The sequence below is a fragment of the Planotetraspora silvatica genome (assembly GCF_016863315.1).
GTDB classification, from domain to species: domain Bacteria; phylum Actinomycetota; class Actinomycetes; order Streptosporangiales; family Streptosporangiaceae; genus Planotetraspora; species Planotetraspora silvatica.
Map to the genome: position 1 here is coordinate 172440 of NZ_BOOQ01000010.1, position 25905 is coordinate 198344.

General features: G+C 69.4%; 27 protein-coding genes. 14 read left to right on the forward strand and 13 right to left on the reverse strand.

Going from position 1 to position 25905, the window contains the following annotated elements:
- Positions 1-5: 5 nt before the first annotated feature.
- Together lgt and Psi02_RS10135 are read right to left on the reverse strand one after the other, a co-directional pair.
- On the reverse strand, positions 6-902 hold the full coding sequence (gene lgt / locus Psi02_RS10130; protein WP_203973192.1) for a prolipoprotein diacylglyceryl transferase: 897 nt from the start codon (positions 900-902) through the stop codon (positions 6-8).
- Positions 903-1078: 176 nt separating this feature from the next.
- Positions 1079-1954, reverse strand: a complete 876-nt coding sequence (locus Psi02_RS10135) for an SDR family oxidoreductase (protein WP_203973193.1) — start codon at positions 1952-1954, stop codon at positions 1079-1081.
- A 103-nt stretch (positions 1955-2057) separates the two neighbouring features.
- Between Psi02_RS10135 and Psi02_RS10140 the strand changes: the two genes are divergently transcribed.
- Positions 2058-2918, forward strand: coding sequence for a helix-turn-helix domain-containing protein (locus Psi02_RS10140; RefSeq protein ID WP_239094765.1), 861 nt, complete (start codon positions 2058-2060; stop codon positions 2916-2918).
- Here the strand turns inward: Psi02_RS10140 and Psi02_RS10145 are convergent.
- Positions 2897-3790, reverse strand: coding sequence for a phosphotransferase family protein (locus Psi02_RS10145; RefSeq protein WP_203973194.1), 894 nt, complete (start codon positions 3788-3790; stop codon positions 2897-2899). The two genes, Psi02_RS10140 and Psi02_RS10145, sit on opposite strands and share 22 nt — an antisense overlap.
- Positions 3791-4042: 252 nt before the next feature.
- On the opposite strand from Psi02_RS10145, the gene Psi02_RS10150 reads away from it, so the two are divergent.
- The 3 genes from Psi02_RS10150 (at position 4043) to Psi02_RS10160 (ending at position 6223) form a co-directional block, all read left to right on the forward strand.
- Positions 4043-5260 carry a glycerophosphodiester phosphodiesterase gene (locus Psi02_RS10150; protein ID WP_203973195.1) on the forward strand — a complete coding sequence of 406 codons (1218 nt, stop codon included), beginning with the start codon at positions 4043-4045 and terminating at the stop codon, positions 5258-5260.
- A 310-nt stretch (positions 5261-5570) separates the two neighbouring features.
- A complete protein-coding gene (locus tag Psi02_RS10155; RefSeq protein WP_203973196.1) occupies positions 5571-5927 on the forward strand; it encodes a type II toxin-antitoxin system RelE/ParE family toxin in 357 nt (118 codons plus the stop codon).
- On the forward strand, positions 5924-6223 hold the full coding sequence (locus tag Psi02_RS10160; RefSeq protein WP_203973197.1) for a helix-turn-helix domain-containing protein: 300 nt from the start codon (positions 5924-5926) through the stop codon (positions 6221-6223). Before Psi02_RS10155 ends, Psi02_RS10160 begins: the two co-directional genes overlap by 4 nt.
- A 111-nt stretch (positions 6224-6334) precedes the next feature.
- Here Psi02_RS10160 and Psi02_RS10165 read toward each other — a convergent pair whose 3' ends face one another.
- Both Psi02_RS10165 and Psi02_RS10170 read right to left on the reverse strand, forming a co-directional pair.
- Positions 6335-7177 (reverse strand): class I SAM-dependent methyltransferase, encoded by an 843-nt coding sequence (locus Psi02_RS10165; RefSeq protein ID WP_203973198.1) that lies wholly within the window; start codon positions 7175-7177, stop codon positions 6335-6337.
- Between the two features lie 65 nt (positions 7178-7242).
- The gene (locus Psi02_RS10170) at positions 7243-8097 is read right to left on the reverse strand and encodes a TIGR03619 family F420-dependent LLM class oxidoreductase (RefSeq protein WP_203973199.1); all 855 of its coding nucleotides are present in this window, start codon (positions 8095-8097) and stop codon (positions 7243-7245) included.
- A gap of 217 nt (positions 8098-8314) precedes the next feature.
- Between Psi02_RS10170 and Psi02_RS10175 the strand changes: the two genes are divergently transcribed.
- Both Psi02_RS10175 and Psi02_RS10180 read left to right on the forward strand, forming a co-directional pair.
- Complete coding sequence (locus Psi02_RS10175; RefSeq protein ID WP_203973200.1) at positions 8315-10678, forward strand: ATP-binding protein; 2364 nt, start codon at positions 8315-8317, stop codon at positions 10676-10678.
- Between the two features lie 72 nt (positions 10679-10750).
- Complete coding sequence (locus tag Psi02_RS10180; protein WP_203973201.1) at positions 10751-11566, forward strand: alpha/beta fold hydrolase; 816 nt, start codon at positions 10751-10753, stop codon at positions 11564-11566.
- Here Psi02_RS10180 and Psi02_RS10185 read toward each other — a convergent pair.
- The 3 genes from Psi02_RS10185 to Psi02_RS10195 all read right to left on the reverse strand — a co-directional run bounded on the left by Psi02_RS10185 (position 11539) and on the right by Psi02_RS10195 (position 12960).
- Positions 11539-12036, reverse strand: a complete 498-nt coding sequence (locus tag Psi02_RS10185) for an SRPBCC family protein (RefSeq protein ID WP_203973202.1) — start codon at positions 12034-12036, stop codon at positions 11539-11541. The genes Psi02_RS10180 and Psi02_RS10185 overlap by 28 nt on opposite strands.
- Positions 12033-12395 carry a metalloregulator ArsR/SmtB family transcription factor gene (locus tag Psi02_RS10190; protein WP_203973203.1) on the reverse strand — a complete coding sequence of 121 codons (363 nt, stop codon included), beginning with the start codon at positions 12393-12395 and terminating at the stop codon, positions 12033-12035. Before Psi02_RS10190 ends, Psi02_RS10185 begins: the two co-directional genes overlap by 4 nt.
- 61 nt (positions 12396-12456) lie before the next feature.
- Positions 12457-12960: a DinB family protein gene (locus Psi02_RS10195; protein WP_203973204.1), complete on the reverse strand. Its 504-nt coding sequence runs from the start codon at positions 12958-12960 to the stop codon at positions 12457-12459.
- 293 nt (positions 12961-13253) lie between these two features.
- Here Psi02_RS10195 and Psi02_RS10200 point away from each other — a divergent pair, with 293 nt between their 5' ends.
- Positions 13254-13874: an MBL fold metallo-hydrolase gene (locus Psi02_RS10200; RefSeq protein ID WP_275415179.1), complete on the forward strand. Its 621-nt coding sequence runs from the start codon at positions 13254-13256 to the stop codon at positions 13872-13874.
- A gap of 79 nt (positions 13875-13953) precedes the next feature.
- Here Psi02_RS10200 and Psi02_RS10205 read toward each other — a convergent pair whose 3' ends face one another.
- Positions 13954-15537, reverse strand: a complete 1584-nt coding sequence (locus Psi02_RS10205) for a TROVE domain-containing protein (RefSeq protein WP_203973206.1) — start codon at positions 15535-15537, stop codon at positions 13954-13956.
- Between the two features lie 704 nt (positions 15538-16241).
- Entirely contained in the window at positions 16242-17075 is an 834-nt protein-coding gene (locus tag Psi02_RS10210) for an SDR family NAD(P)-dependent oxidoreductase (protein ID WP_203973207.1), read from the reverse strand.
- 170 nt (positions 17076-17245) lie between these two features.
- On the opposite strand from Psi02_RS10210, the gene Psi02_RS10215 reads away from it, so the two are divergent.
- Entirely contained in the window at positions 17246-17860 is a 615-nt protein-coding gene (locus Psi02_RS10215) for a TetR/AcrR family transcriptional regulator (RefSeq protein ID WP_203973208.1), read from the forward strand.
- Here the strand turns inward: Psi02_RS10215 and Psi02_RS10220 are convergent.
- From Psi02_RS10220 to Psi02_RS10230, 3 genes are all read right to left on the reverse strand, one after another.
- Positions 17850-18293 (reverse strand): hypothetical protein, encoded by a 444-nt coding sequence (locus Psi02_RS10220; RefSeq protein ID WP_203973209.1) that lies wholly within the window; start codon positions 18291-18293, stop codon positions 17850-17852. The two genes, Psi02_RS10215 and Psi02_RS10220, sit on opposite strands and share 11 nt — an antisense overlap.
- A 134-nt stretch (positions 18294-18427) precedes the next feature.
- Positions 18428-19102, reverse strand: a complete 675-nt coding sequence (locus Psi02_RS10225; RefSeq protein ID WP_203973210.1) for a phosphonatase-like hydrolase — start codon at positions 19100-19102, stop codon at positions 18428-18430.
- Positions 19103-19109: 7 nt separating this feature from the next.
- Entirely contained in the window at positions 19110-19892 is a 783-nt protein-coding gene (locus Psi02_RS10230; protein WP_203973211.1) for a GntR family transcriptional regulator, read from the reverse strand.
- Between the two features lie 155 nt (positions 19893-20047).
- Here Psi02_RS10230 and Psi02_RS10235 point away from each other — a divergent pair, with 155 nt between their 5' ends.
- From Psi02_RS10235 to Psi02_RS10260, 6 genes are all read left to right on the forward strand, one after another.
- Entirely contained in the window at positions 20048-21184 is a 1137-nt protein-coding gene (locus Psi02_RS10235) for a TIGR03364 family FAD-dependent oxidoreductase (protein WP_203973212.1), read from the forward strand.
- 160 nt (positions 21185-21344) lie between these two features.
- Positions 21345-22841, forward strand: a complete 1497-nt coding sequence (locus tag Psi02_RS10240; RefSeq protein ID WP_203973213.1) for an MFS transporter — start codon at positions 21345-21347, stop codon at positions 22839-22841.
- Between the two features lie 90 nt (positions 22842-22931).
- Positions 22932-23420, forward strand: coding sequence for a MarR family winged helix-turn-helix transcriptional regulator (locus tag Psi02_RS10245; RefSeq protein WP_203973214.1), 489 nt, complete (start codon positions 22932-22934; stop codon positions 23418-23420).
- A 75-nt stretch (positions 23421-23495) separates the two neighbouring features.
- Entirely contained in the window at positions 23496-24977 is a 1482-nt protein-coding gene (locus Psi02_RS10250; protein WP_203973215.1) for an MFS transporter, read from the forward strand.
- Positions 24978-25084: 107 nt separating this feature from the next.
- Positions 25085-25396, forward strand: a complete 312-nt coding sequence (locus Psi02_RS10255; RefSeq protein WP_203973216.1) for a hypothetical protein — start codon at positions 25085-25087, stop codon at positions 25394-25396.
- Entirely contained in the window at positions 25372-25788 is a 417-nt protein-coding gene (locus Psi02_RS10260; protein WP_203954583.1) for a PIN domain-containing protein, read from the forward strand. The genes Psi02_RS10255 and Psi02_RS10260 overlap by 25 nt, the downstream gene beginning before the upstream one ends.
- The last annotated feature ends 117 nt before the right edge of the window (positions 25789-25905 follow it).

Here is a 25905-nt window from a genome sequence, read left to right on the forward strand (position 1 = left end):
TCGCGTCAGGTGCTCCCGGAGGGATCTGAGGCCTGCCCGCCGTTCTCCTCGTGCGAGGCCTTGTGTTGTGAGGCCGCTACCACGATCTGTTCGGTGTCCTTGTTGCGCGTCACCCAGAGATAGACCAGCGCGCCGACGAACAGCACGATCGAGGTCCACTGGTTGATCCGCAGCCCCAGGAGCGTCACCGCGTGGTCCACTCCGCCCACCGGGTCGATCCGCAGCCCCTCGATCCAGAACCGCCCGAACGTGTAGCCGGCGACGTAGAGGGCGAACAGGCGGCCGTGGCGCAGCGTGAACCGCCTGCCGGCCAGGATCAGTCCGAAACCGAGCGCCGCGTCCCACAGCGACTCGTACAGGAACGTCGGGTGGTAGAGCACGCCTGCCTCGCCGCCGTGCGCCTGGTCGATCTCCAGGCCCCACGGCAACGTGGTCGGACTGCCGTAAAGCTCCTGGTTGAACCAGTTGCCCCAGCGGGCGATCGCCTGCCCGAACGCGATGCCGGGCGCGACCGTGTCGGCCACGGCGCCCAGAGACAGCCCCCGGCGGCGGCAGGCCAGCCACATGCCCACGCCTCCCAGGGCGATCGCGCCCCAGATGCTGAGCCCGCCTTCCCAGATGAACAGCGCCCGGTAGGGCTCCTTGATCGCGCGCGGGCCGAAGTAGGTCTGCCAGTCGGTGATGACGTGGTAGAGGCGAGCGCCGATCAGACCGAAGATCACTGCGGGGACCGCGATGTCGCTGATCGCGCCCTTCTCGCCGCCGCGGGCGCGCCAGCGGCGCTCGCTAAGCCAGATGCCGAAGGCGATCGCGAGGACGAAGCACAATGCGTAGGCCCGGATCGGGATGAATCCGAGATGCCAGACCCCTTCGGCAGGGCTCGGAATCGAGGCGAGGGGCATGCCGGTGAGGCTAGTCAACGTGAGGCCGCTCGGCCGCCTTCGTGACCTGATCGCAAACCTTCTACGACGTGACGTGGCATAGACGAGCCGGTGCAGCGTTCGACGGCGGCCTTGATACGGTCTTCGGCCGTGCTGGGCGTCTGGGTCGCGCGGCACGCACCTGCATGGCGAGTTTTCTACGCGTTCAGGTCGGCCGGGCCGCCCGTGGTCACGCCCTCCAGGGGGGCGTCCGTCGCCTCCGCCGACTCGCGCTGGGTGCGGACGTCGGCCAGTCGGGCGTTCAGGGCGTGTTCGATGGCCTGGTAGGCGTCGCTGCCCAAGACCAAGCGGCGGGGTGCCGGGTTCTGGTCGACGGCGGCGATCATCGCGGTGGCCATCCGGGCCGGGTCGCCTATGGCTTCGGTCGTGCGTTCGGTGAGGATGCGGCGGATTCCCGCGGCGGGCGTGCCGTCGTAGGCCTCGATGCGGTCGGCCAGCACCGAACTGCCGTAGCGGAAGTTGGTGCGGGCGCCGCCTGGCTCGACGATGGTGACGCCGATGCCGAACGGGGCCACCTCGCCGGTCAGCGCATCCGCGAATCCTTCCACGCCCCACTTCGTGGCGTGGTACAGGGACCCGCCCGGCCACGCCGCCTGGCCGCCGACCGAGGAGAGTTGCAGGATCCGGCCGCCGCCCTGCCGGCGCAGGTGCGGCAGCGCGGCGCGGATCAGCCGGATCGAGCCGGTCAGATTGGTCGCGATCTGATGCACCACCTGCTCGTCGGTGAACTCCTCGGCCGCGCCCATCAGGCCGTACCCGGCATTGCTGACCACGACGTCGATCCGGCCCAGGGCGGCCCATGCTTCGTCGACCACCGCGGTGATCTCGGCCGGGTCGGTGACGTCGAGGTGGGCCGCGCGGAAGGCGTCCGGCCAGCGGGCCGACAGATCGTCGACGCTGCCGAGAGCGCGGAAGGTGCCGACGACGCGGTCGCCACCGGACAGGAGTTGCTCGCTGAGGTGCCGGCCGAAACCGCTGTTGGCTCCGGTGATGAGCCAGGTTCGTGAAGTCATGCCGGTAGCGTGCGCCGAACCCGGCAAATCAACTATTCCCCTGTTGAGAGGGGTGCTGCCAGGGCTACCCAGTGGGGGCCCTGACCGGCTTAGGGTCGAGAGCGTGAACCTGATCGGCGAATACCTGCGGGCCCGGCGCGAGCTGATCCGGCCCGAGGATGTCGGGCTGCCCCACAACGGCCATCGGCGGGTGCCGGGGCTGCGACGGGACGAACTGGCCATGCTCGCCGGGATCAGCACCGAGTACTACACGCGGCTCGAGCAGGGCCGCGACCGACGTCCCTCACCCCAGGTGATCGATGCGATCGCCCGCGCGCTCGGCCTCGACGAGGACGCGACCGCACACCTGCACGCGCTCGGCGCCCCGGAGGAACCTCGGCGGCGGCGCCCCGAGCGGGTCCGACCAGGCGTGCAATCTGTGCTCGACGTCTGGCACAACACCCCCGCGTACGTCCAGGGGCCGTTCCAGGACGTCCTGGCGGCCAACCGTCTCGCCATGGCGTTGTCGCCGATCTTCACCCCGGGCACCAACGTTCTCCGCTCGGTGCTGCTCGACCCTGCCGTGCAGGAGTTTCTGCCCGGCTGGCAGAACCGGATCAGCAGTCTGGTCGCCGCCCTGCGGGTGATGGTCGGCCCGGACGTCGACAACCCGCGCTTGACCGACCTGGTCGGCGAACTGTCGGTGAAGAGCGACCTGTTCCGCCGGCTCTGGTCGCGCCACGACGCCAAGCCGCATCCGGGCGGCGGTGTGCACCGCCTGCGGCACCCGATCGTCGGCGATCTCGAGCTGCGCTATGAGAAGTTCGCCGTCACCGGCGTCGACGGGCAACTGCTCGTCGTCTACCACGCCGAGCCGGGCTCACCGAGTGCCGACGCCCTCACCCTGCTGGGGTCGCTGCCGGAGGAATCCGCGTCGCGCCCTCCCCAAACCGTGTCTCGAAGTCACGCGCGTCCCGCTCGCTGACCGTCATAGGAGGCTTCGGAGAAGGTCCGGTGGAGGTGGGCCAAACCGGCGTCCGCGTACTGCCGGGCGCCGGTGCGCAGGCCGTACGCGATGTCTTCCAGCAGCGAGCACCGGGCGTAGAAGACGGCCCGCTCGTGCCCGGCGACGTCGAAAGGGCCCTCGTAGTGCGTCAGCGTCAGGTCGAAGATCTCCGGACCGAGGTCCCGGTAGATCAGGGCGAGGTCGTAGGCGGGATCGGCGAGGGCCGCGTCGGTCCAGTCGATGACCCCCGTGACGGTGCTCGTCTCGACGTTCACGAGGATGTGCTCGCTGCCCAGGTCGTTGTGGCAGAAGGCAAGCGTGTCGGGCCCCTGTGGAGCCGTGTGGGCGAGGAAGTCCTCGACGAGGCGGCGAGAAGGCACCGGAATGTGCGGCACGATGTCTCGGTAGTCCCGCTCGGCATCCTCCCGTAGGTCTCCCAGCGGATAGGCGTCGCGCGGCACCAGCGCCGCCATCCGCTCTGCCGGGGCCGTGTGGAGCCGACTGAGGAAGGCCCCCAGAGGTGCCGCCAGTCGCACGGGCTCCGGGACCGGATGCAGGTTCAGCGGAAGGCCTGGGAGCTTTGCGTATGCGAGGATGCCCGCACCGTCCTCCACGAAGATCGGCTGAGGTACGGGCAGTGGGGACAGTTCGCTCACGACGGCCAGAAGGGCCGCCTCGCGCCGAGTCGCCTCGCGCCGGGAGGTCGGGTCGTCGTCCCTTCTCTGCCGTACGACGATCTCACCGTTGACCTCGTACGCGATGTTGTCCGATCCGCCGCCCAGGCCGGTGATGGTCCTGATCTCGTACCCGGGCAGATGCCGGGCCAGTAACCGGAGGATGTGGTCGGTCATCCCCGCACTCCAAACCTCGCTACCAGGACTTGAACCTCGGATCTGTTCCTTGTCAGGCACGCGTCGGTGTCCAATGTGACGACCCGTTCCCGCACCCGGCGTTCGGACTCCGCGCCGGAACGCTACCGCCGGATGATCCGCCGGTCACAAATGTCGGAGATATGCCGCTTGATCGTCAAGGACGATTCACCGGTGGGTTCGGCAACACCGAAATGCTCGACACATTACTGGGATTTGTCGAGAGGGTCGGACATGAGGTTCCCCACTGCGCGCCGAGCAGTGCGGTCGCTCGTCGCCGCCGCCGTGATCACTGCGGGCCTGGTTGCGGGCAATGCCGGCGCCCACGCAGAGGACGACCCTCGGGTCGAGCAGGTCCGGCAGGTGATAGCCGCGCTGAAGCCGCTGGTGAAGCAGCCGGTGTGCGACCAGGTTCCGGAGCCGGATCGTTGGGTCGACGCGGGAATCCCGGACAAGGGCTCCGCCAATGTGTTGATCTCGGCGCATCGGGGAGCCAACACGCTCGCTCCCGAGAACACCTTGAAGTCGTATGAGTACGCGTTCGCGTACGGGGTCGACATGGTCGAGGTCGACGTCCAGCAGACCAAGGACGGGCGCTTCGTCGCGCTGCACGACTCCACGGTCGACCGCACGACCAACGGCACCGGCAACATCGCGGACCTGACCTACGACGAGGTGCGCGCCCTCAACGCCGCCGACTACGAGCCCTGGAAGGGCGGCGAGTACGACCCGGCGCAGATCGCCTCGCTGGAAGAGATCCTCGCCCTCGCCCAGCGGGTCGGCCGCGGCGTCGAACTCGACGTCAAGGGGTCGGTGACCGAGGAAGGCAAGCTCGCCGAGTTGGTGGGCAAGTACGGTCTCATCGAAAAGTCGATCTGGAATTCGGGCGACCCGCGGATCCTGGTCGCCGAGCCCGGCGCCCGGATCATCTACAACCGTGACTCGTGGGAGCCTGGCTTCTTGATCTACGAGATCGGGCAGGTCGCCAAGGTCTACGGTTCCACCCTGGCCGAGTACTCGCCTGAGTCCATCGCCGCGGCCCATGACGCGTGCGCAGTCGTCATGCCGCACGCCTACGACGCCGGGGCCGAGCAGGAAGTGGCCCAGTTCCAGCTCGCTCGTTCGATGGGCGCCGACGGAGTCCAGACCAACCAGCCCGCCCTCATCGTGGCCGCGGCGGGGGAGGCGGTCCACTCCCGGCTCGTCGTCCACCGTCAGCAGAAGGCGCATGGCGACGACGTGTGCCTGGTCAACGCCGAGAACGGCCTGGGCTTCCCCGGCAAGACGGTGCACCTGGTCAAGGGCAAAGGCAAGAAGTCGATCAACCTGACCACCGGTCATGACGGCTGCGTGACCGTGCCAGGCGTGAACTGGCGTGGTTCGTCGGTGTCGTTCGCCGGCGACGGCGCCGTACACGCTTCCACTGCGCGGCTCGTGCCCAGCAAGGGCTGAGTCAATCTTGAGAGCGGGGTGTGTTCACCGGCATGGTGCGCACGCCCCGCCGTTCTTCGGCGTGGGCCCTGGACGCAAATCTCGAGATCCGATACGGGTGCCACTGCGGTAAGCGGCGGGACCTTTCTGCCAGGAGATCTTGTCTCCTCGTGGCATGATCGCCCTCCGTCTTGATTGGTCGTCGCGGTCTCGGCGGCGCCAGCGTCAAACGAAGTGACACCTTGTGTGCTCTCGCCCGCAAGGCTTGATGTCGCATCGTGTTCATGTAAAAGCACGAAGTGACAGAGTTTCAGCTCATAGCATCAACGCTATGAGCTGGGGTACCGTGGAACTGGAACCAGAGGTCCGGAAGTGGCTTGAAGATCTACCTGCGGAGGCGTTCGCGAGGGCGGCCTTCTACGTTGATCTGCTGGCTGCGGAGGGCCCTTTGCTGGGTGAGCCGCATACGAAGCAGCTTGACGGCAAGCTCCGAGAACTGCGGTTTCACCTCGACGAGTTCGCTGTACGTATCACCTACTGGATTGCAACGGGCCGCAGGATCGTGCTCTTGACGGTGTTCCACAAGACGCGGCCACGCGAGGACCGTGAGGTCGAACGGGCTCGGCGAGCTATGCGTCGCTGTGTCGAACTGGCGCACACCGTCGATGGGGAAGAAGAGGCGATATGAGCGAGCAGGAGAGCTGGCGAGAGCTCAGGGATCGCCGGTTGACCGAGCCGGGTGCGGTTGAGGCCTATGAGGCGACGCGTCTCGCCTACGAACTGGGCAAGACGGTTCGGGCGATGCGTGAAGGGCGAGGCTGGAGTCAGAACGACCTGGCACGCAAGACCGGCATGACGCAGTCGGCGGTGGCGCGGTTCGAGGCCGGCGGGACGATCCCCACGTTGCCGGTTCTGGAACGCCTGGCACGCGCCTTGGACGCGGATGTCGAGGTCCGTCTGACACCACGGGCTCCTGCCGCTTGAGCTGAGCCGGCCCGAGCTCATGCGTTCGCCGAATGAGGACTACGGCAAGGCAAGATCGTCCTAACCGCTCCCTAGATCCTGTCGACGCTGGTCTGCTCAGCCGACGGCGCTCTAGGGCAGAGGTGAGCCTGGTGAGACCGCGCGCAGCGAGTACAGGATGGGCAGGTGGGAGTCGCCGAAGGGGAGGCGGTACAGGCCGTCCTCGCCCTGCTTGAGGATGCTGCGAGGGTCGAGGTCTGTCGCGATGTGTTCGCCCAGGTGCTTGATCGTGAGGCCCGCGTCGGCGGCCGCGGTCACGATCTCACCGAGCGAGTGCGGATACTGGATCGTTTCCTGCGCCGGCATCGTGCGGCCGGGCTCGGCGTATGTCCCGGTGACCATCTCGCGCTGAGATTCCCCACCGCCGTACGGCCAGTCGGCGATCAGCGGATCGACGGCGGCCACCGTTTGAAAGGCCGGATGCATGTCCACCAGGACAAGGCTTCCGCCCGGCTTCAGCGCCATCGCCGCACTCCGCATCCAGGCGTCGACGTCGGCGATCCAACAGAGGACTCCGTAGGTGGCGACCACCAGGTCGAAGCCGTGCGCCAGGTTCGAGGGCAATCGCTGGGTGTCGGCCTCGATGAAAGTGGCCGCAAGACTGGCCCGCTCCGCCAGCAGACGCGCTCGCTCGACCGCCACAGGGGAGAAGTCGACGCCGGTTACCCGGGCTCCCATGCGAGCCCAGTTCAGGGTGTCCATTCCGAAATGGCACTGCAGGTGAAGCAGATCCTTGCCGGCCACGTCGCCCGCCAGTTCACGTTCGAGCGTGTATAGCGTCTGGCGCCCATCGAGGAACGACTCGACATCGTAAAACCGGTCAGTGGCCGTCGAGCCATGGATACGGGCACGTACGTCCCAAAGTGCACGATTCAGCGCGAGCCCGTCTTCGTCGCTCGGCGTGGTCTCGGGCATGCGCCAAGAATGGCACACAGCCTCGCCTCTACGGCATCGCGATCTTTCCGGGGCCGAGGGGATCGTTAGAGGAGGGCGAACCGCTCGGCGAACGCGGACATCTCATCGCGTTGCAGATCCGGTTCGGCGGTGGTGGGACTCACGACGACGCGGGTCACGCCTTGCGCGGCGAATGTCGCGACTTGTTCGACGGTCATGCCGATCGACCCCCAGCGCGTGTACTCGAGTGCCTCCGGGCTACGGCCGGCTTCGGCGGCGGTCGATCGGGCGAGTTCGATCTGGACGGCGCGCTCGTCCTGGTCAAGCGCACCGCCGGGAAAGTAGCCGTCGCCGCGCCGCCCGGCTCGGCGTGCGGCCGCCCGGCTCGATCCGCCGATGTGGATCGGCAGGTGAGTGACCCCGTACGGCTTGGGGAAGCTGGACAGATTGTCGAAGGAGAAGAACTCCCCGTCGAAGCCGACGCCGTCCTCGCCGCCGGCCCAGAGCAGTCGCATCACGTCGATCGCCTCGTCGGCGCGGCGGCCGCGGGTGCTGAAGTCGACGCCCACCGCTCGGGCCTGACCCGGCAGCATGCCAAGCCCCACGGTCAGCAGCCGCATCCGCCCTTTGGACAGCACGTCGATGGTGGCCAGGCGCTTGGCGAGGATGACCGGGTGGTGGTACGGCAGCAGCAGCACGCCCGTTCCGAGCAGGATCCGCTGTGTGGCCGCGGCGACGAAGCTCAAGCAGTCGAGCGGATCGGCGTACGGAAGTGACGGCGGGATCTCATGGGCCCCGAACATCGCGCCGGGATACAGCACGATGTGCTCCGGCAGGTACAGGGACTCGAAGCCGCAGTCCTCGGCGTGCCGCGCGAAGGCCGTGATCCTGTCGGGGTCCACGCCGTAGAAGGCCGTGTTGTAGCTGATCGCGAACTTCATGTGGTTCCTTCGGTGAGCCGATGCGACGCCTGCGCAGTCGTGGGCCGGCGCGGCCGATCGTGGCCATGTCACGTCGCCCCACCGGTCTGCCGTGGCCCAGGCTAGAACCTTGTCGTTGGCGTCAAGGCAACCGGGAACCGGTCGATCGAGGTGCGCCCACGACCTACTCGTCCCCGCCGCTCACGTCGGCACGAATGGCGACGGATACGCTGCGCACGTGACCCTGATCGGCCGTCGCAGCGTTCTAGCTGCGGTGGAACAGCTGCTCGACCGGGCCGCGGCCGGGATCGGCGGACACCTCGTCGTCACGGGGCCACCCGGTTCCGGCAAGACGGCGCTGACCGGCGCCGCCGCGGAACTGGCCCGCGCCCGTGGGATGCCGGTGGTCCGTGCGGCGGGGACGGGCCTCGACTCCGGTCTGCTGATCTGGGATCGATTGCTGGGCGATCTCGAAGCGGACGGACCTCCGCCCGGCGACGGGCCCCGAGACCTCGATCGCGTCGCCAGGATGACCGTCCGCGGCGGACCGCGCCTCCTCCTGGTCGACGACGTCGACCGGGCCGGTCCGGCGGCCGTGGAATTCCTTGCTCTGCTCGCCTCCCGCCTCGGGGCCGGCGCGACCGTGCTGCTCGCGACGGCGGAGGATCCCCTCGGGCTGACGCCGGAGATTCGCCTGCGCGGCCTGACGGAGCCGGAACTCGCCATGCTGACCGCGGACCTGCCCGCCGAGGCGGTCCACGCGGTGTGGCTGGCATCGTGCGGACTGCCAGGAGCCGCCATCGATCTCGTCGGTGAGCTGGCCGGTCTCGACGCCTCCGCCGATGCGGTGATCCACCTGGCGCTGACGACGCCGTCGCGGGCGGAGTTCCTCGACCTCGATGTCGGTCTGATCCGCCTGCTGGAGGCCGCGGCGGGGCGCCCGCTGCCTCCCCCGACCCGGGCGCGGGTGCTGGCCAGGCTCGCCCGTGAACTGCTGGGCGACCCGTCGGCCGGGGCACGCCGGCGCGAGCTGATCGATGAGGCGGTCACCTTGGCCCGGACGACAGGCAGCCCCGGCACGATCGCCGAAGTCCTCGACTGCCGGCTGCACGCCCTGTGGGATCCGGCCGCCGCCCATGAACGCCTGACCACCGCATCGGAGATCGTCGAGCAGGCTCGACGGGCGGGCGACGCCGTGGCCGAGCGGCGCGGACTGTTCTGGCGCTTCATCGCCCTGACGGAGCTGGGTGAGCTGGGAGACGCCGAGGCCGCGCTCACGGCTTACGCCCGGGCCGGTGAGCTGGCCGGCGACGCCGAAGCGGCGGTGGTGGTGCTGGCGCGCCAGGCGATGCTGGCGACGGTTCGCGGACGGTTCGACGTGGCGGCGGCGCTCGCGGCCGAGGTCGCCGCGCGTGGCCGGCGGGCGGGGATCACCGACACCGACCGCCTGGCCGGGTCGCTGCGCGGATCACTTGCCGCGATGCGGGGCGAGTTCGCGTCGCTCGTGGACCCCTGGCAGGACCTCGCCCGGCGGTTGCCCGGCCACTTCTTCGAGGCGACCGCTGCAAGGACCCTGGCCGAGTCCGGTCGCGACGTCGAGGCGGGTCTCGAGCTGGAACGGCTGCTGCCGGCCGTGCTCGCCGGGTCCGGGCCGCGCTGGCTGGGAGTAGTGGCCGACCTGGCGATCGTGGCGTCGCGGGTCGGGGAACCGGCGGACGCGCAGGCCTTGTACGACGCGCTGCTTCCCTACCGGGGGCGTCTGGTCGTCTGGGGCGGCGCCAACACGATCACCGGGCCGGTGGACGACTACCTGGGCCGGTTGGCCGCCCGGTTGGGCCGGCTCGACCAAGCGGTGTCCCACCTGGATGGCGCGGCGGCGCTGGAGCAACGGATCGGAGCCCTGCCCTGGCTCGCGTACACCCTGGCCGCCCGAGGCCGCGCCCTGTCCGCACGTGACGGTGCGGGAGACAGGCCCCGAGCCGGCGACGATCTCGGCCGGGCCCGTTCGATCGCGGAGCGTCTCGGCATGGCGGGGGTTCTCGCCGCGCTCGCCCCGCCTGCCGACGAGTGGCGGCTGAGCCGCGACGGCGACGACTGGCGTCTCGACGCAGGCGCGGAAACGGTCCGGCTACGCGACGGGCGTGGGCTGGGGTACCTGCGGGCGCTGCTGGCCGCGCCCGGGCAGGAGATCGCCGCGCTGGATCTCGTGGCGGGAGGCGCGGGCCTGCGGGTGCCCGACGGTGACCCGGTTCTCGACGAGGTCGCCCGCACGTCCTACCGGCGCAGACTGGCGGCGCTCGACGAGCAGTTCGACGCGGCCGACCGGACCGGCGACGCCGAACGGGCGGCTGCCGTCCAGGAGGAACGGACCGCCCTGCTGGCCGAACTGCGGCGGGCCAGTGGTCTCGGTGGCCGGCCGCGAGTACAGGTCGGCGAAGCCGAACGGGCCCGTGTCAATGCGACCCGTGCGTTGTGGGCGACCGTCAAACGGGTGGAGTCGGCCGCGCCGCTGGCGGGGGCTCATCTTCGGGCGTCTCTGCACACCGGCAGGCTCTTCCGGTATCAACCGGCCCCGGGCGGCCCGGCCCGCTGGAACGTGTGACCCGCACCACGTACAGGTTGTGCACTCCGGAGTTACGCCTCCTCGGTGAAGCCTCGGGGACGGGAGACGGACATGCGTGACACACATCGGGTCCACTTCGGTGATCTTGCCGCCGACAGCCACGGCACAGCCGATGATCGGCCGCCACTGGTCTTCCTGCACGGCCTCTCCTATGACCGGCGCCAGTGGGGGCCGGCTCTGAACGCGTTGGCGACCGCCGACCCGGACCGGCGGGTGCTGGCCTTCGACCTGCCCGGGCACGGGGACTCGGCGCGGCGCGTCTCCTACGACCTCGACGAGGTCGTCGAGGTCCTGCACCAGGCGGTGACCGACGCCGGACTCGACGCGCCGATCGTCGTAGGACACTCACTCGGCGGCGTGCTGGCGACGATCTACGCCGCGACGTACCCGGCCAGAGGCGTCGTCAATGTGGATCAGCCGTTGCTGGTGGGCGGCTTCGGGGAGGTGCTGCGCCGGGCCGAGCCGGTGCTGCGGAGCCCGGCCTATGCGGAGGTCTGGGACTCCATGCTTGCCGGGATGCACATCGAACTGCTGCCACCGACCGCGCAGGAACTCGTCCGTACGGCCACGACCCCCCGGCAGGACCTTCTCCTCGGCTACTGGCACGAGGTCATGGTCACGCCCGCGGAGGACCTCGCTGAACGCCGGACGCGCGACCTGGAGACCATCCGCTCACGCGGCGTCGCGTACCACCACGTGACCGGGAACGAGCCGAATCCGATGTACCGGCGTTGGCTGGAGTCGGCTCTGCCCGACGTCACCATCACCGTCCTCCCCGGTAGCGGCCACTTCCCGCACCTGGCCCATCCGGTCGAATTCGCCGAGATCCTCGCCGGAGGTCAGCCTGCGGACAATGCCTCGAAGTAGCCCTTCATCGAGGGGTAGTAGTCCGTGAAGTCGGGCCGGGGCGAACCTTCGCGCGCGGCCACGAACATGTCGAGGTAGTACTCCCAGCCGGCGCCGATCTCTCCGATGCCGTCCTCGCCGACGAGGTGGTGCACGAACCGCAGTTCGGTCGCACCGTCCGCCTCGGACAAAGACAACTCCACTTTCCAGGCCCCGAACTCGTCGGTCGTCGACAGGGCGAGGCGTCGCGGCGGGTCGCAGGCGTCGATCCGCATCTCACACCACGGCGCCTGCTCCTCATACGTCATCTGCACCTTGATCGTCCGGCCTGGCGCGGCCTCGCCCTCCCAGGGGCCGAACCAGCGGGCGGTGCGGTCGGGTTCGGTGAGACTGGCCCACACATCCTCGGCGGGCGCGCGGAAGGTACGAGTGAGGATCAGATCGCTTCCGGCGCCGGTGCGGAGCAATCGGCCGGTGGGCGTGAGGCTCATGCGGTGTTCTCCCTTCCCCGGTCCGCGACGCCGCGCTCCCGGCGTTCGCGGCGGGTTCTATAGACCTCTGTCTCGAGTGCGTCGAGATGGTGTTCCCAACCGGAGGGACGGGCGAACAGCGCGAGCCACTCGGCGAGTTCGGTGAACCGCCCGGTGTCGAGCACGTAGAACCGCCGGCGGCCGACGAGTTCGTCGTGAACCAGCCCGCTCTCCCTGAGCACGCGCAGATGCCTGCTCACGGCAGGCCTGCTGACCGCGAAACGCTCGGCGATCTCCCCCGCGGAGAGCCGTTCCTCCCGGAGCATCAGCAGGATCTCTCGCCGCACGGGGTCGGCGATCGCTCCTGCCACCTCGTCCACCCATGAAGCGTAACCTGTCGGTTACGCGTCCGCGAGGTTTCGGCGGGAAACGCGGCCGCGGCTAGGCGCCGGTGGTGCCGTCGACCAGTTCCCGCACGACGTCGAGATGTCCGTTGTGCCGTGCGATCTCTTCGATCAGATGGAGCAGGATCCAGCGCAGATTCGGATGCCGGCCGTCCCCGATCGGACGCTTGGCCGGAGCCTCGAGGTCGTGTTCGGTCACAAGTTGCCGGTAGCGGGCGCTCTGGGCCTCGTACTCCGCCAGCAGATCCGCGAGAGGGATGTCGACCGCGATGCGCATCTCCCGGTCGGGATCCTCGTCCGTCCACGGCCCTTCGTTCTCCGCGCCGAGGAACATCACCTCGAACCAGTAGTACTCGACCCAGCGGAGATGGTTGATGAGTCCGCACAAGGTCATCAAGGGTGAGCCGGGCAGCGGGGCCCTGCGCGCGTCCTCCGGCGAGACGCCGTCGCATTTCATGCGGGCGGTGTCCCGGACGTAGGCGAGAAAGGTGGTGAGCGAGGCGCGCTCATCCCAGGTCGGGGGTGTATCGGTTCGTGTCATTGTGTAGATGGTGTCCGGTCCCCGCTCTCATGTCGAACGGTTAAGTGCTCGACCGCGCCGCCACGCAAGGGGATTCCTCGGCGCCTCGGCTGACATCGAGGCCGATGGCCGCGTCGTGTCAGGGCGATCCGCGTCAGGCGGCGCCGACATAGGATTCAGGCTCAGCACGGTCCCTCCGACCTCGAGCCGAAGGTTCCACGGTCATCGACACCATCAGCGTACGGCCGCTCGCGGGACGGGTCTGGCTCGTTCCCGGCGACCCCGATCCAGACAACATTCGAGGCAGTGTCGCCATCGTCGCCGACGATGCGGGCAGCGTGATCGTCGACGCGGGCCACAGCCCCGCGCACGCCCGTGAGATCCAGTCCGCCATGGATGCGGCGGGGTTGCCGGCCGCCCGGTGGCTGGTCTACACGCATCACCATTGGGACCACGTCTGGGGTGCGTGCGCCTGGCCCGACGTGGAGATCATCGGCCATATCGCCGGACAGGAGATCCTCCAGCGCGAGGCGGCCCGGCCGTGGAGCCACCGCTATCTGCGCGACGAGGTCCGTACGAATCCGCTCCTGGGGCCGAGCTTCCGCGCCCGCGCGCTGGCCATGGAGACCTGGGACGGTTTCACCATCCTGCCGCCACAGTGCACCTTCACCGATGAGCTGGTCCTTCCCGCCGGTGTGCGCCTGCGCCACGTCGGAGGCGCACACGCGCCCGACTCGACCATCGTGCTCGTGCCCGATTCGGCCGTCGCGCTGCTGGGCGACTGCTACTACCCGCCACCGGCACATCTGCGCGCCCCCGATGACGCCCCCGATCTGACGATGGTGGCCGGCCTCGTCAGCGACGAGTACGACTGGTACGTCGACAGTCACAGTGAGCCCTGGACCCTGGAGCAGGCACGGTCGTACGGAGCCTGACCCTGGCGGGGCCGTTGAGCCGCCGCCGCGCGAACGCCCCGCGCCGCCTCTTGAGAGAGGAGGCGCGAGGCGTTCCCGGTCAGAACGGCCAGTCGGCCGACCTGCCCGCCTCGAGCAGCGGGATCAGCCTGAACGACGCGTCGGAGAACCCGCCGAACTCGTGACGGTTTCCCTGACCCGTCGGCATCGCCGCCGCGCGGTACCCCTGCAGGTTGAAGCCGTACAGGGGCACGCTCGCCGGCACCGCGTCGGTGACGCCGCCCGCGTAGTGGCCGGTCACGGTCTGCATGTCCGACAGGATCACCACCCGGTCATGGCCCTTCCACGAGCGCCGCAACGAGTCGGCGATCCGTGTTCCGTGGCCGACCTCGCCGATCCGGCCGCAGAACCGGTCGACCTCGCGCAGCACCGAGGCGCCGGACCGGATCTCGTGCCGGAACGTCCCGTCGGCGAAGCCGACGAGGTCGACCTGGTCGCCGCGCGCCGCGAGCGTCACGCCGAACAGCGCGGCCGCCTGGACCGGCGTGACCGTCGACCGAGCCGAGACCGCCCCGGACGACATGGACGCCGAGGTGTCCACCAGGACCAGCGTCCGGCCCTTGAAGGACGGCACGTTGCCGGTGGCGAGCGTCAGCGCCTTGTCCAGCGCGTGGCCCCACCGCAGCGACGGCGCGTTGCGGTACGCCGAGTAGAACCGGAACGGCAGCTGCCGGGACCTGGAGACCTCCTCCGGGTCGGCCAGCTTGGCCAGGATCTGCCCGGCGACCTCGTCGCCGATGCCCGCCTGGTCGAAGTTCCGCAGGTTCCGCAGCAGCGCCATGTAGCCCATCGACGGGATCACCGTCGACCAGGCCTGCGCGTCCATCGGGCCCTGCGACCATCCGGCGAGCGCCTCCCATGTCATGCCCGCGGAACGCAGACGGCCGGGGTCGGCGGCCATGACCGTGCGCCGCTCCGCCACCGGCAGCGCCAGCAACTCGGCGCGTCGGCGCAACATCCACAGCGACTCCGGAATCGGCTTGTCCCGGCCGTGGCGCCGGTCGAGCGCGTGCGTGAACAGGTCGCCCTGCGCGGGCTTGTCGTCGGCCGCCGTGGGGTGGACGAGGTCGATCACGTCGCCGAAGCGGAAACCGCTGGTCCCGCTGTCGTACTTGGCCAGCGACCGCTCGGTGTACAGGCGCTGGACGGCGTCGGCGACGCCGCGCTTGACCGGCTTCGGGATCGCCCGGCCGTACCGGGAGGTCCAGTAGGCGAGAGCCTCGCCGGGCTCGTCGGCGCGCTGCAAGACGGACGCGACCAGGTCGCGGTTGCCGCCGTGCAGGCCGGCCGCGAGACGGGCCCTGACCGCCTCGAGCGCGGCGACGACGGGCGCGGACCGCATGTTGGCCTCGCCGCGCAGCCACGGGAGGAAACGGGCCATCCAGTCGAGGTCCTCGACGGCGACCTGGTGGACGAGCGCGCGGAAGCGCGCGTCGCGGTCACCGGCCTTCTCGTAGAAGGTGTTCTCGCCGACCATGTTGGAGACCGCGAGGAGGAAGAGCTCGCCCTTCGCGTCGCGGATGTACCCGGGCGCGCCCTCGTGGGTGCGGATGCCGGGGGTGGCCCCGGTCGTGACCGGGCTCGTGGTGGCCGGGCGCGCGGCGGTCGTGTTGAACTTCGACATGGGAACGGGCCCCTTCCTGTGTGGGAGGAGCCCGCGTTCAGAGTTCGTGCCCGAGATCGAGATCGGCGACGGAGCCAAGTGCTCTATCCAGCTGAGCTACCGGCCGGACACGCCGGCCGGGCAGGACTCGAACCTGCGACCGCTCGATCCCCTATCGAAGTAACCGTCACCTGCGCACCGGGCACATTCTGAAGTCGTTTCTCCTCCCGAGATCAAAGGTCGGCGGCAGTGTGCGGGTATCGAAACCCGCCACCCGAAGGTGTTCGACCAATGAAGTAACTGCTGCCAATCGCACCGGGAGGTGCATATTAAGTTGTGTCTCCCCGAGATCAGAGGTGGTACCGGACGGTTTCTTTTGGAGAGAAGTAGCCGGGACCTTCGCACCGGGGAGGTGCAATATCAAGTTGTGTCCCACCCGAGGTCAGGGCGGCGACGGTAGGTGTCCTGGGCCACTGGACGACACTGGCCGAGGCCAGTGGCGGGATTCGAACCCGCGTTGCCGCTTTGAAAGAGCGAAGTAACCGTTGCCTGCGCACCGGGAGGTACAAGATCAGACGATATCCGGTGAGATATCAGGCGCGCATTCTATTTTTCGCGGCGATGGGCGCATTATGACGGTGGGCGCATTTTGCCGATGGGCTGGAAGTCGGCGCGCCCTTCTTCAATGTGCTTCGCCCGACTGGAGGCGCGGCGTCTCCGTGAGGTCAGATGCTGCGGTGGGTGCTGACGGCGGCCCGGCGTTCGGCGAGCCTCGGCGCGAGGGCGGCGTCCACGGCGAGCGGATCCCGCGTGTTGAGCTCCTGCAACGCGCGGCGTTCGGGCAGTTGCGTGTCGATGTCGACGTGGCGGGCCTCCAGGCCGGCCACGATCTCGGCGACCACCTCGTCGACGGGACGGAGTCCGTACCCCAGGTCCGGGCCCGCCTGGGACGAGGCCATCATCGGCGTGTCGACCGGGCCGGGGTAGACCGTGGCCACGTGGACGCCGCTGCCGATCAACTCGCGGCGCAGTGCTTCGTCGAATCGGGTGAGACCGGCCTTGGTCGCCGCGTAGGTGGCGTAGTAGGGCAGGCCGACCAGGGCGGAGGCCGAGGCGATGCCGACCAGGGCGGCGTGTCCGTGCCGTGTGCCCGCGGCGCGCAGGTGCGGCAGCGCCGCCTTGGCCGCGAGTATGGGGGCGACCAGATTGAGCTCGACCATGGCGCGTATGTCGGACACGTCGATGTCGTCGAGCGCGCCGGCCCGCACGTTCCCCGCGTTGTTGACGAGGATGTCGAGGCCGCCGAGCGCGGCGACGGTCTCCGCGATCACGCGTTCGGGCTCCCCGTCGACGGCGAGATCGGCGGTGATCGTGTGGGCGGTGCCGCCACGCTCGGCGACCAGCGCAGCGGTCTCGGCGAGAGGTCCGGGACGTCGGCCGGCCAGGGCGAGCACACCGTGACGGGAGGCCAGTTCCAGGGCCAGGGCACGGCCGATCCCGCTGCCCGCACCGGTGATGAGGGTGCGGCGTGCGTGTAGATCAAGGTGAGAGCTGTTCATCGAAGGGACCTTTCGAGATCGAGAAGAGCGCGAAGACCGCTGGTGAGTACGGGATCGCCCGGCGTCGCCATTCGCCCGAAGGGTGTCGAGGCATCATTTTTGACACCCTTGTCATCTTTGACAGGCTTGCATACATTGACAGCTCTGTCAAAGATGATTAGGGTCGCCACATGGCTGGACAACGTCAATTCGATGAGCGGCGGGCTCTGGAGAGCGCCCGGGACGTGTTCTGGCTCAAGGGCTACGGCGCGACCTCGATGCAGGACCTCGCGACGGCTTCAGGCGTTCTTCGCGGGTCGCTCTACAACGCCTACGGCGACAAGGAGGCGCTGTTCCTGCGTGTCTATGCGGACTACGCCGACCAGTTCGCGGCCGAGGCGGCCGGAGCGCTCGCCCATCCGAGCGTCGATCAGGCTCTCCGCGACTTCTTCGACTTCACGATCACATCCATGACCACGGGAGCCCCCACCCGCGGATGCCTGACGACGAAGACGGCGATCGACACGAAGGCCGACGGCGAGCGCATCCGCGCCGCGCTTCGCGGCCTGCTCGACGACATGGAGCGTCTGCTGGAACAGCGTCTCTCCACCGACGAGGCCCGCTCGCGGCTCGCCATCCCTCCGGCGGAGGCGGCGCGAGTCCTGATCACCATGACCCGGGGGATCGTCGTCATGGAACGCGTCTACCAGGACGCCCAGCGCCTCAGGGCCACGGCTGACTCGCTGATCGACGCGTTGGTCTCGCCTGAGCGGCAGGGGGACGAGGGCCTGCCGACTACGCCCTGACTCCCCTGGGCGGAGAGCTGAGGCGGGCCCGTAGTTCGGCCATTCCAGGGCCGGACAGTTGGGACAGCGCGACGTCTCGGCAGGTCAGCAACAGCAGGATCGCGGAGATCGTGCCTTCGACTCGGTGACCCCGGCCTGTGGACCAGGAGCAGTCGGTGGCCACGAACTCGAACCCGGTCAACCTCGCTGCGCGTGGAAGGGCCGTCCCATCGTCCAGACGCGGGTCGCGGCCGCCGCCCCGGCCCGCACCGGCATGGGCCGATCCCGTCCGAGCGGGATCGCGATGTCCTGTCCGTGCACGAGGACGTCGGCTGAGCGGCTCGAAGTCGGTGATCCCGGGGGCCTTCCTACGTGAGCCCACCATGCCGCGCAGCCGGGCGCCGTAGTGCCGGACCGGCGACTCGGCCTGCCGTACGGCGCTGTCGTGAATCATGCGGTTCACGTTCCCGCGAGCCATCAGCACGCCCGCGCCCGGCTGGTGCGGATCGCCGCCCGCGGCGAGGCCGGCGTCGCACCACCCCGGCGGTGCGACGGTCGGTCGTCCGGCCGGCAGGTCCGCTGATCGAGTCAGGACGTCAGCAGGGTGGGCAGGTCCGCCACGCCGGGCAGCAGGTGAGTGTGCCGCTCGGCGCCCAGGCCGATGGCGTCCAGCTTTCCGGTGAGGACGCCGACGACGTATCCGGCGCCGGCGTTGGTCCCGGCCTGCAGGTCGCGGATGGTGTCTCCCGCGACGAGGACCCGTGCGACGTCGTGAACGCCGGTGGCCTCCATCGCCCGGAAGATCATGTATGGGGCCGGCCGGCCCGCCGGGACGTCGTCCACGCACACCACCGCGTCGACCACCTCGTCGTCCCAGCCGAGGGTGTTCAGCAGGGATTCGGTGACCTCGCGGTCGAACCCGGTCGTCAGCGCCACCTTCACGCCGGCTGCGCGGATGCGGGCGAGCGCCTCGGGAACGCCGGGCAGCGGCACGGCCGGCCGGTCGCGGTAGGCCTTGTCGAGACGGGCGCGGAAGTCGGCGAACGCGGCGTCGACCGTCGCCTCCTCGACTTCGTGGCCGAGGTGTTCTTCGAGCAGATGCTGAATCGCCTCGCGCTTGCCCGCGCCCATCCAGCGCTGGATGTCCGCCTCCGACGGCTTCCCGCCCGCCGCGGTCACGGATTCGGCCAGCGCCTCGTAGACGGCGCCGTATTCCTCGATCGTCGTACCGGCCATGTCCAGGACCATCAGTTCGATGGGCATGAGTTCCTCACTTGGGGTGTGTCTGGGTGCTGTCGGCAGGGGTCGGCCGCCAGGCGCGTCCGACGGAGGGATGCGCCTGCTCGGCGTTCTCGATGGTGAAGGTGACGATGTCCGGTCGATAGCGGTCGTCGGAGTACTCGTACGGCTCTCCGGACGCGCTGCCGGCACGCCGCCGCTCCCGCAGCAGGGGTGCGCCCTCGGGGACCTCGAGAAGCGAGGCGTCCGTCGGGTCGGCGGCGACCGCGTCGAACACGTGCCGGGCGACGCTGAGATCGACTCCCTGGCCCGCCAGGTACGCGTAGATCGAGCGGGAGTCCGGATCGAAGGCGAAGTCGAAGAGCAGGCGCCCCACGGATTCCACGAAGGTCGTCCGCTCGATCATCGTGGGCCGCCCGTCCAGCAGGCGTAGCCGTACCAGGTCGACGACGGGATCGCCCTCGTCGATCTCCAGTGCGTCGGCCACCTCCTGGCGTGCGGGCCTGCGCGCGATCTCCAGCGTGCGCTGACCGGGTGTGCGGCCCAGGCTGCGGGCCCAGTGGGAGAAGGACAACAGGGTCTCGAACGGCTGCGGGACCTGGCTCGTCCGCACGACCGGCGAACGGCCGCGGCCGCCGCCGATGAGCCCCTCGGCACGCAGCGCGCTGAGCGCCTGGCGCACCGGCCCGCGCGAGGCCGCCCACTGCTCGCAGAGTTGCGACTCGGACGGCAGCGCGGATCCGACGGGCAGGTCGCCGCGGGAGATGCGGCGGCGCAGATCGTCGGCGATGCGCTGGTAGAGGGGCTCGTCCACGGAACTTGACTATACAGATACTCCCTGTCGGCACAAGTGGGCGCTGGCGGCACTTCACCTGTAATGATCAGCGGAAATGAATCCTGCGAGAACATGGTTCAACGGATTTCATCCCCACGTTGACTCCTGTTCGATCCTGAGCGAGGCTACTTGTCATGACAAGTGGACCTCTGCTCGCCCGCTCCTCCGACAGCGCCGACCTGGTCATCGTCGGGGCCGGGATCGTCGGCCTCGCGCACGCCGTGGAGGCCGTCCGCCGCGGTCTCTCGGTGGTGGTGGTCGAACGCGACGATCGGGCCGTCGGAGCGTCGGTCCGGAACTTCGGCCACGGGTGCTTCACCGCGCAGGGCGGCCAGGCGCTGCAGTACGCCATGGCGGCCCGTCCCGCGTGGATCCGGCTGGCGAAGGAGGCGGGTTTCTGGCTGCGTGAGAGCGGAACCGTCGTCGTCGCCCGCGCCGAGGACGAGCGGGCCGTGCTGGAGGAGCTCCGCGAGTCCCGCGGCGATCAGGTGGAGATGCTCGACAGGGACGACGTCGAGGCCCGCCTGCCGATCGGCGCGGACGTCATCGGCGGTGCGTGGCTCCCGCAGGACATCCGGGTCGATCCCCGCGAAGCCGTCCACATGATCGCGGCCTGGCTGCGCGCCCAGGGCGTCCGGTTCCGGTGGGCCACGACCGCCCTGGCGATCGAGCCGGGTCTCGTCCGGACCAGCCGCGGCGACGTCTCGGCGGATCATGTCATCGTGGCCGTCGGGCACGACGTGGACCGCCACTTCCCCGGTCTCGCCGACGAGGCCGGTGTCGTCCGGTGCGCCCTGCAGATGTTGCGCGTGGCGGCTCCCGGGGATCGGGTCATCGACCCGGCCGTGCTCAGCGGCTTCTCCTTGCTGCGATACGGGGGCTTCGAGGAGTGCCCCTCGCTGCCGGCGGTCAAGGAACGCCTCGCGGCCGACCACCCCGACCTGGTGGCCGCCGGACTGAACCTCATGTTCACCCAGCGCCCGGACGGCGACCTGACCATCGGGGACACGCACACCTACGGCCGTACGGTCGACCCCTTCACCTTCGAGTCCCTCGATCAGGCCATCCTGGGGCAGATCGCGTCCCTGCTCGGTTGCGGGCCGCTGACCGTCCGAGAGCGGTGGCAGGGCGTCTACGCCTCGTCGCCGGATCGCGACTTCCTCATCGAGGCCGCCGGCCCCGGTGTCCGGGTCGTCTCGGTCACCTCCGGCGTCGGCATGACCACCGCATTGGGGCTCGCGCAGGACGTCCTCGGCGGGCTGCTCGGCTGATCGGTTCCGTACGGCAGGCGGTGCGGAGTCGTTTCCCGCTGGACAGGGCATCGAAAATCCCCATCGCCGGCTATCGATCGGGTCTGCGTACGGTACCCGTCGCGTGCGGCCGGGCGATCGGGGGATCTACTTCCGGGTGCCGCGCACCCGCTGTCGGTAGGTGTCCGTTCCGGGACTGATCGATTTTCGGGTGGAGAAGGTGAAGATCGAGGAGACGGCCGGCCGGCCGCCGGCGCTCGGCGAGGCGCTCGACGGCGCCCGCATGTCGCGGCTGCACAAGCGCATCTGGCTGCTCGCGGCGATGGGCATCCTGCTGGACGGGTTCGATTTCTTCATCATCGGCGTGGCGAACCCGCTGATCTCGCAGGACTTCTCGGTGACCCCGGCGCAGAAGGGGCTGGTCTCGGCCGCGGCGATCGTAGGGGCGACCTTCGGGGCGGGTGTGCTCGGGCCGCTCGGCGACCGGTTCGGGCGCAGCCGCATCTTCCGCATCGACCTGTGGCTGTTCGTGGTGTTCTCTGTGTTCTGCGCGCTGGCCTGGGACATCTGGTCGCTGATCGCGTTCCGGTTCGTGCTGGGGGTGGCGATCGGGCTGGACTATCCGATCGCGGCCGGGTACCTGGCCGAGATCCTGCCGACCCGGAACCGGGGGCGCTGGCTGGTCAGCGCGTTCAGCCTGCAGGCGGCTGGGATCCTGCTCGGCGCGGTGGTCGCGGTGGTGATCCTGGTTCTGCTGCCGGCGATCGGCTCGTGGCGGCTCATGCTGGCATTCGGCGTGCTGCCCGCGCTGTGGATCATCTGGCTGCGCCGGAACGTGCCGGAGAGCCCGCGCTGGCTCGCCCAGAACGGCCATCCGGACGAGGCGGCCCGGGTCGCCCAGGCGCTCACCGGGCGAGCGGTGCGGGTGTCCGACGCCGACCGGGAACGGCACGAGCGGCCGCCGGAAGGGCTGAAGGCGTTCCTGCAGCCGCAACTGTTCGCCCGGAAGTGGATCCGGCGCACGGTCTTCACCGCGGTGCCGTGGTTCCTGATGGACATCGCCACCTACGGGGTGGGCATCTTCACCCCGACGCTCCTCGCCGCGCTCGCGCTGGGCGGCGCGAACGCGACGTTCATCGCCGACGACATCGTGTCGACCGCGGGAACCGCGCTGCTCGACGTCTTCCTGGTGGTCGGGTTCGTGCTCGCCATCTTCCTGGTGGACCGGGTCGGCCGGGTGCCGCTGCAACTGAGCGGCTTCGCCGTGATGACGGTCGCGCTCAGCCTGCTCGGCCTGGCCGGGCTGCTGACCGGCGGCGCCGAGGCGCACCTGTGGCTGATCGTGCTGGGCTTCGCCCTGTTCAACACGTTCATGAACATGGGGCCGAACGCGACCACGTTCGTGCTGCCCGCCGAGGTGTTCCCGTCCGAGATGCGCGCCGCCGGGCACGGCTTCGCCACCGGTTGCGGCAAGCTCGGGGCGGCCCTCGGCACCTTCCTGTTCCCGGTGCTGCTCGCCGTGATCGGGGAGAGCGCGCTGCTCTTCGGCATCGCCGGGATCTGCGCGGTGGCGCTGGTCATCACGTACCTGTTCCGGATGGAGCCGCGCGGGCGGTCGCTGGACGAATTGTCCGGCGCGGAGGCCGCGGCGGTGGCGCCGCGCATCACCCCGCCCTGACCGGCCCCGAGCGGGAGTACGGGCGGGCATCGATACCAGATGTTCATCGGCAGATAATCTGTCACGGATCGAATTGCTAGACTTGGCGGCATGACCGCCATGGCACCTGGCCGGACCCAACCGGACCTGTCATTCCTGCTCGACCACACCGGCCATGTCCTGAGGACCCGGATGGCGGCGGCGCTCGCCGAGATCGGGCTTACGGCGCGAATGCACTGCGTCCTGGTTCACGCGCTGGAAGAGGAACGGACCCAGATCCAGCTCGCCGAGCTCGGCGACATGGACAAGACCACCATGGTGGTGACGGTCGACGCGCTGGAGGAGGCCGGTCTCGCCGAGCGCCGCCCCTCCACCACGGACCGGCGGGCCCGGATCATCGCCGTCACCGACGAAGGCGCCCGCGTCGCCGAGCAGAGCCAGAAGATCGTGGACGGCGTGCACCGTGATGCCCTGGCGTCGCTTCCCGAAGACGAACGCGAGGTCCTCCTCCGGGCCATGAACCGTCTGGTCGCAGGGCATCTGGCCGTTCCCGACGCCAATCCGCAGCCGATCCGCCGGGCGCGGCAGCGAGCGAAATAGGTCTGTAGAGGATCGTCTACTACAGATCTATCTGCTACGGTCTCTCTTGTCGCCCATTCGACAGGAGTCGCCGACATGCCCTCTACCTTTGCCACCGGACCCCGGTCTCGCTGGCTCGCCCTCATAGTGCTCTGCGCCGGGATGCTCATGGTCGTCCTGGACGGCAGCATCGTCACCGTCGCGCTGCCGGCCATCCAGCGAGACCTGAACTTCTCCCCGTCCAGCCTGACCTGGACCGTCAACGCGTACATGATCGCCTTCGGGGGTCTGCTGCTCCTCGCGGGGCGGCTCGGCGACCTGATCGGCCGCAAGCGCATGCTCCTCGCCGGCCTCGCGGTCTTCGTCGTCGCCTCGCTGCTGTGCGGGCTGGCGGGCAGCGCCGAGATGCTGATCGCGACCCGGTTCCTGCAGGGAGTCGGCGGAGCGATGTTCTCGGCGGTGAGCCTCGGCATGATCGTGACGCTGTTCACCGAGCCGAGCGAGCGAGCCAGGGCGATCGGCGCGTTCGCCTTCACCGGAGCCGTCGGCGCCTCGATCGGCCAGGTCCTCGGTGGAGTGCTCACCGACGCGCTCGGCTGGCACTGGGTGTTCCTCATCAATTTGCCGATCGGTGTCGCCGCGGCACTGCTGGCCGTACCTCTCCTGGAGAACGATCGCGGGCTCGGGCTCGGCAAGGGCGCCGACGCGCTCGGCGCGGCGCTGGTCACCAGTGGTGTGATGCTCGGCGTCTACGCCATCGTCCAGGCGGAGCAGTACGGCTGGACGTCGGGGCGGACCCTCGGCCTGGTCGCTCTCGCCCTGGCCCTGATCGCGGGGTTCGTCGTACGCCAGGCCACCGCGGCGCGTCCTCTGCTGCCGCTTCGCGTGTTCCGCGCACGCAACGTCTGGGGATCCAACCTGATCCAGATGTTGGTGCTGGGAGCCCTGTTCAGTTTCCAGATCCACATCGCCCTCTACATGCAGGGCGTCCTCGAGTACGGCGCGACCGCCACCGGCCTGGCGATGCTCCCGGCGGCTCTCGCCATCGGTGCGGTCTCGCTCGGCTTCTCGGCCCGCCTCATCTCCCGATTCGGCGAGCGCGCGATCCTGCTGTGCGGTCTGGTGTTGCTGCTGGCGGCGCGCCTGCTGCTCATCCGCCTGCCGGTGGACGGCACGTACGTCGTGGACCTGCTCCCCGTGATGTTGCTGACCGCCGGCGGCGGCCTGGTGTTGCCCGCGCTGACCGCGCTGGGCATGTCGGGAGCCAGGCCCGAGGACGCCGGAGTGACCTCCGGCCTGTTCAACACCACCCAGCAGATCGGCGCCGCGCTCGGTGTGGCGGCCCTGTCCACCCTGGCCGCGTCTCGCGCGGAGCACCTGGCGGCCGAAGGCGCCCAGGCGGCGTCGGCGCTCACCGGCGGCTACCACCTGGCGTTCGTCGTCGGGGCCGGCCTGCTGGCCGCCGGGGTCGCCCTCACCGCCCTGGTGCTCAAGAAGCCGGCGCCCGGGAAGCCCGGGAAGGTGACGGCGACGTCTCCCGCGACGGCGACGCCACCCGCGACGGCGACGACCGTCTGAATTCCGGCGAGACCGGCGAGATCGGGTGGCCTCGGACGTCCGAGGCCACCCGACCGGGTCGGCGCAGGCGGTGGCCTTATTGCTACATCAAGTAGTAAACTCGCCGCATGGGTGAGCCTGAAGAGGACTTCGCTCCGGGGGAGGGCCCGGCCGCCAAGGTCAGCGTCTCTTTGCGGGCCGGCAACATCCGTGCCATCAAAGAGCGTGTCGGAGCTCGCGGGTTCTCCGCCTACGTGGATGCCGCCGTTGAGCGTCAGATCGAGCGAGATCTGCTGGAAGAGGCGTTGCAGGCCAATGAGGCGGAGAGCGGTCCGGTCCCGCAGGTCTTCCGTGATGAGGCGGCGGAGCTGTTCCGCCAGGTGAAGTCCGCACCCGAGTTGCAGGGAGACGGTGGATGGCACGCGCACGAAGCAAGCTGAGCGCGGGCACCGTCGTCCTCGACTCCGAAGGTCTCTCCCGGTGGTGTGCGGCCGACCAGCGAGTCACGGCGATCATGCGTGAGGCTCAAAGCAACGATTTCCGCGTCGTCGTCAGCGCTGTGACGCCCATCGAGGCATTCGATGGCCGGGTGAAGAGCGATCGGCTGCGATGGCATTTGTCCAGGCTTCGGGTCGAGCCGGTGACCGAAGAGGTCTCTCTTCGGGCGCTCGAACTGCTCCGCGCCAGTGGCCTCCACGGACATAAGTACGCCATCGACGCGGTCGTGGCGGCCACGGCTCTTCACTCCGTGAGGCCGGTGGTCGTGTTGACGTCCGACGAGGACGACATGAGGAAACTCTGCGGAAAGACGGTTCGCCTCGTCAGGGTCTGACGGCCCGCGTGCCAGGACGGCATCGCCGAGTTTCCTCCGGCGTCCGCATGCCCGCTCCCCGAGGGTGAGCGGCGTCGCACAGTGGCCGAGTGTGGTCTCGGCGGCTTCCCCGCATCG

Coding starts and splice junctions, on each gene's coding strand:
- lgt (WP_203973192.1), bottom strand. CDS start 902: ATGCCCCTCGCCTCGATTCCGAGCCCTGCCGAAGGGGTCTGGCATCTC.
- Psi02_RS10135 (WP_203973193.1), bottom strand. CDS start 1,954: ATGACTTCACGAACCTGGCTCATCACCGGAGCCAACAGCGGTTTCGGC.
- Psi02_RS10145 (WP_203973194.1), bottom strand. CDS start 3,790: ATGACCGACCACATCCTCCGGTTACTGGCCCGGCATCTGCCCGGGTAC.
- Psi02_RS10150 (WP_203973195.1), top strand. CDS start 4,043: ATGAGGTTCCCCACTGCGCGCCGAGCAGTGCGGTCGCTCGTCGCCGCC.
- Psi02_RS10155 (WP_203973196.1), top strand. CDS start 5,571: ATGAGCTGGGGTACCGTGGAACTGGAACCAGAGGTCCGGAAGTGGCTT.
- Psi02_RS10160 (WP_203973197.1), top strand. CDS start 5,924: ATGAGCGAGCAGGAGAGCTGGCGAGAGCTCAGGGATCGCCGGTTGACC.
- Psi02_RS10165 (WP_203973198.1), bottom strand. CDS start 7,177: ATGCCCGAGACCACGCCGAGCGACGAAGACGGGCTCGCGCTGAATCGT.
- Psi02_RS10170 (WP_203973199.1), bottom strand. CDS start 8,097: ATGAAGTTCGCGATCAGCTACAACACGGCCTTCTACGGCGTGGACCCC.
- Psi02_RS10180 (WP_203973201.1), top strand. CDS start 10,751: ATGCGTGACACACATCGGGTCCACTTCGGTGATCTTGCCGCCGACAGC.
- Psi02_RS10185 (WP_203973202.1), bottom strand. CDS start 12,036: ATGAGCCTCACGCCCACCGGCCGATTGCTCCGCACCGGCGCCGGAAGC.
- Psi02_RS10195 (WP_203973204.1), bottom strand. CDS start 12,960: ATGACACGAACCGATACACCCCCGACCTGGGATGAGCGCGCCTCGCTC.
- Psi02_RS10205 (WP_203973206.1), bottom strand. CDS start 15,537: ATGTCGAAGTTCAACACGACCGCCGCGCGCCCGGCCACCACGAGCCCG.
- Psi02_RS10210 (WP_203973207.1), bottom strand. CDS start 17,075: ATGAACAGCTCTCACCTTGATCTACACGCACGCCGCACCCTCATCACC.
- Psi02_RS10215 (WP_203973208.1), top strand. CDS start 17,246: ATGGCTGGACAACGTCAATTCGATGAGCGGCGGGCTCTGGAGAGCGCC.
- Psi02_RS10220 (WP_203973209.1), bottom strand. CDS start 18,293: ATGATTCACGACAGCGCCGTACGGCAGGCCGAGTCGCCGGTCCGGCAC.
- Psi02_RS10225 (WP_203973210.1), bottom strand. CDS start 19,102: ATGCCCATCGAACTGATGGTCCTGGACATGGCCGGTACGACGATCGAG.
- Psi02_RS10235 (WP_203973212.1), top strand. CDS start 20,048: ATGACAAGTGGACCTCTGCTCGCCCGCTCCTCCGACAGCGCCGACCTG.
- Psi02_RS10245 (WP_203973214.1), top strand. CDS start 22,932: ATGACCGCCATGGCACCTGGCCGGACCCAACCGGACCTGTCATTCCTG.
- Psi02_RS10250 (WP_203973215.1), top strand. CDS start 23,496: ATGCCCTCTACCTTTGCCACCGGACCCCGGTCTCGCTGGCTCGCCCTC.
- Psi02_RS10255 (WP_203973216.1), top strand. CDS start 25,085: ATGGGTGAGCCTGAAGAGGACTTCGCTCCGGGGGAGGGCCCGGCCGCC.
- Psi02_RS10260 (WP_203954583.1), top strand. CDS start 25,372: ATGGCACGCGCACGAAGCAAGCTGAGCGCGGGCACCGTCGTCCTCGAC.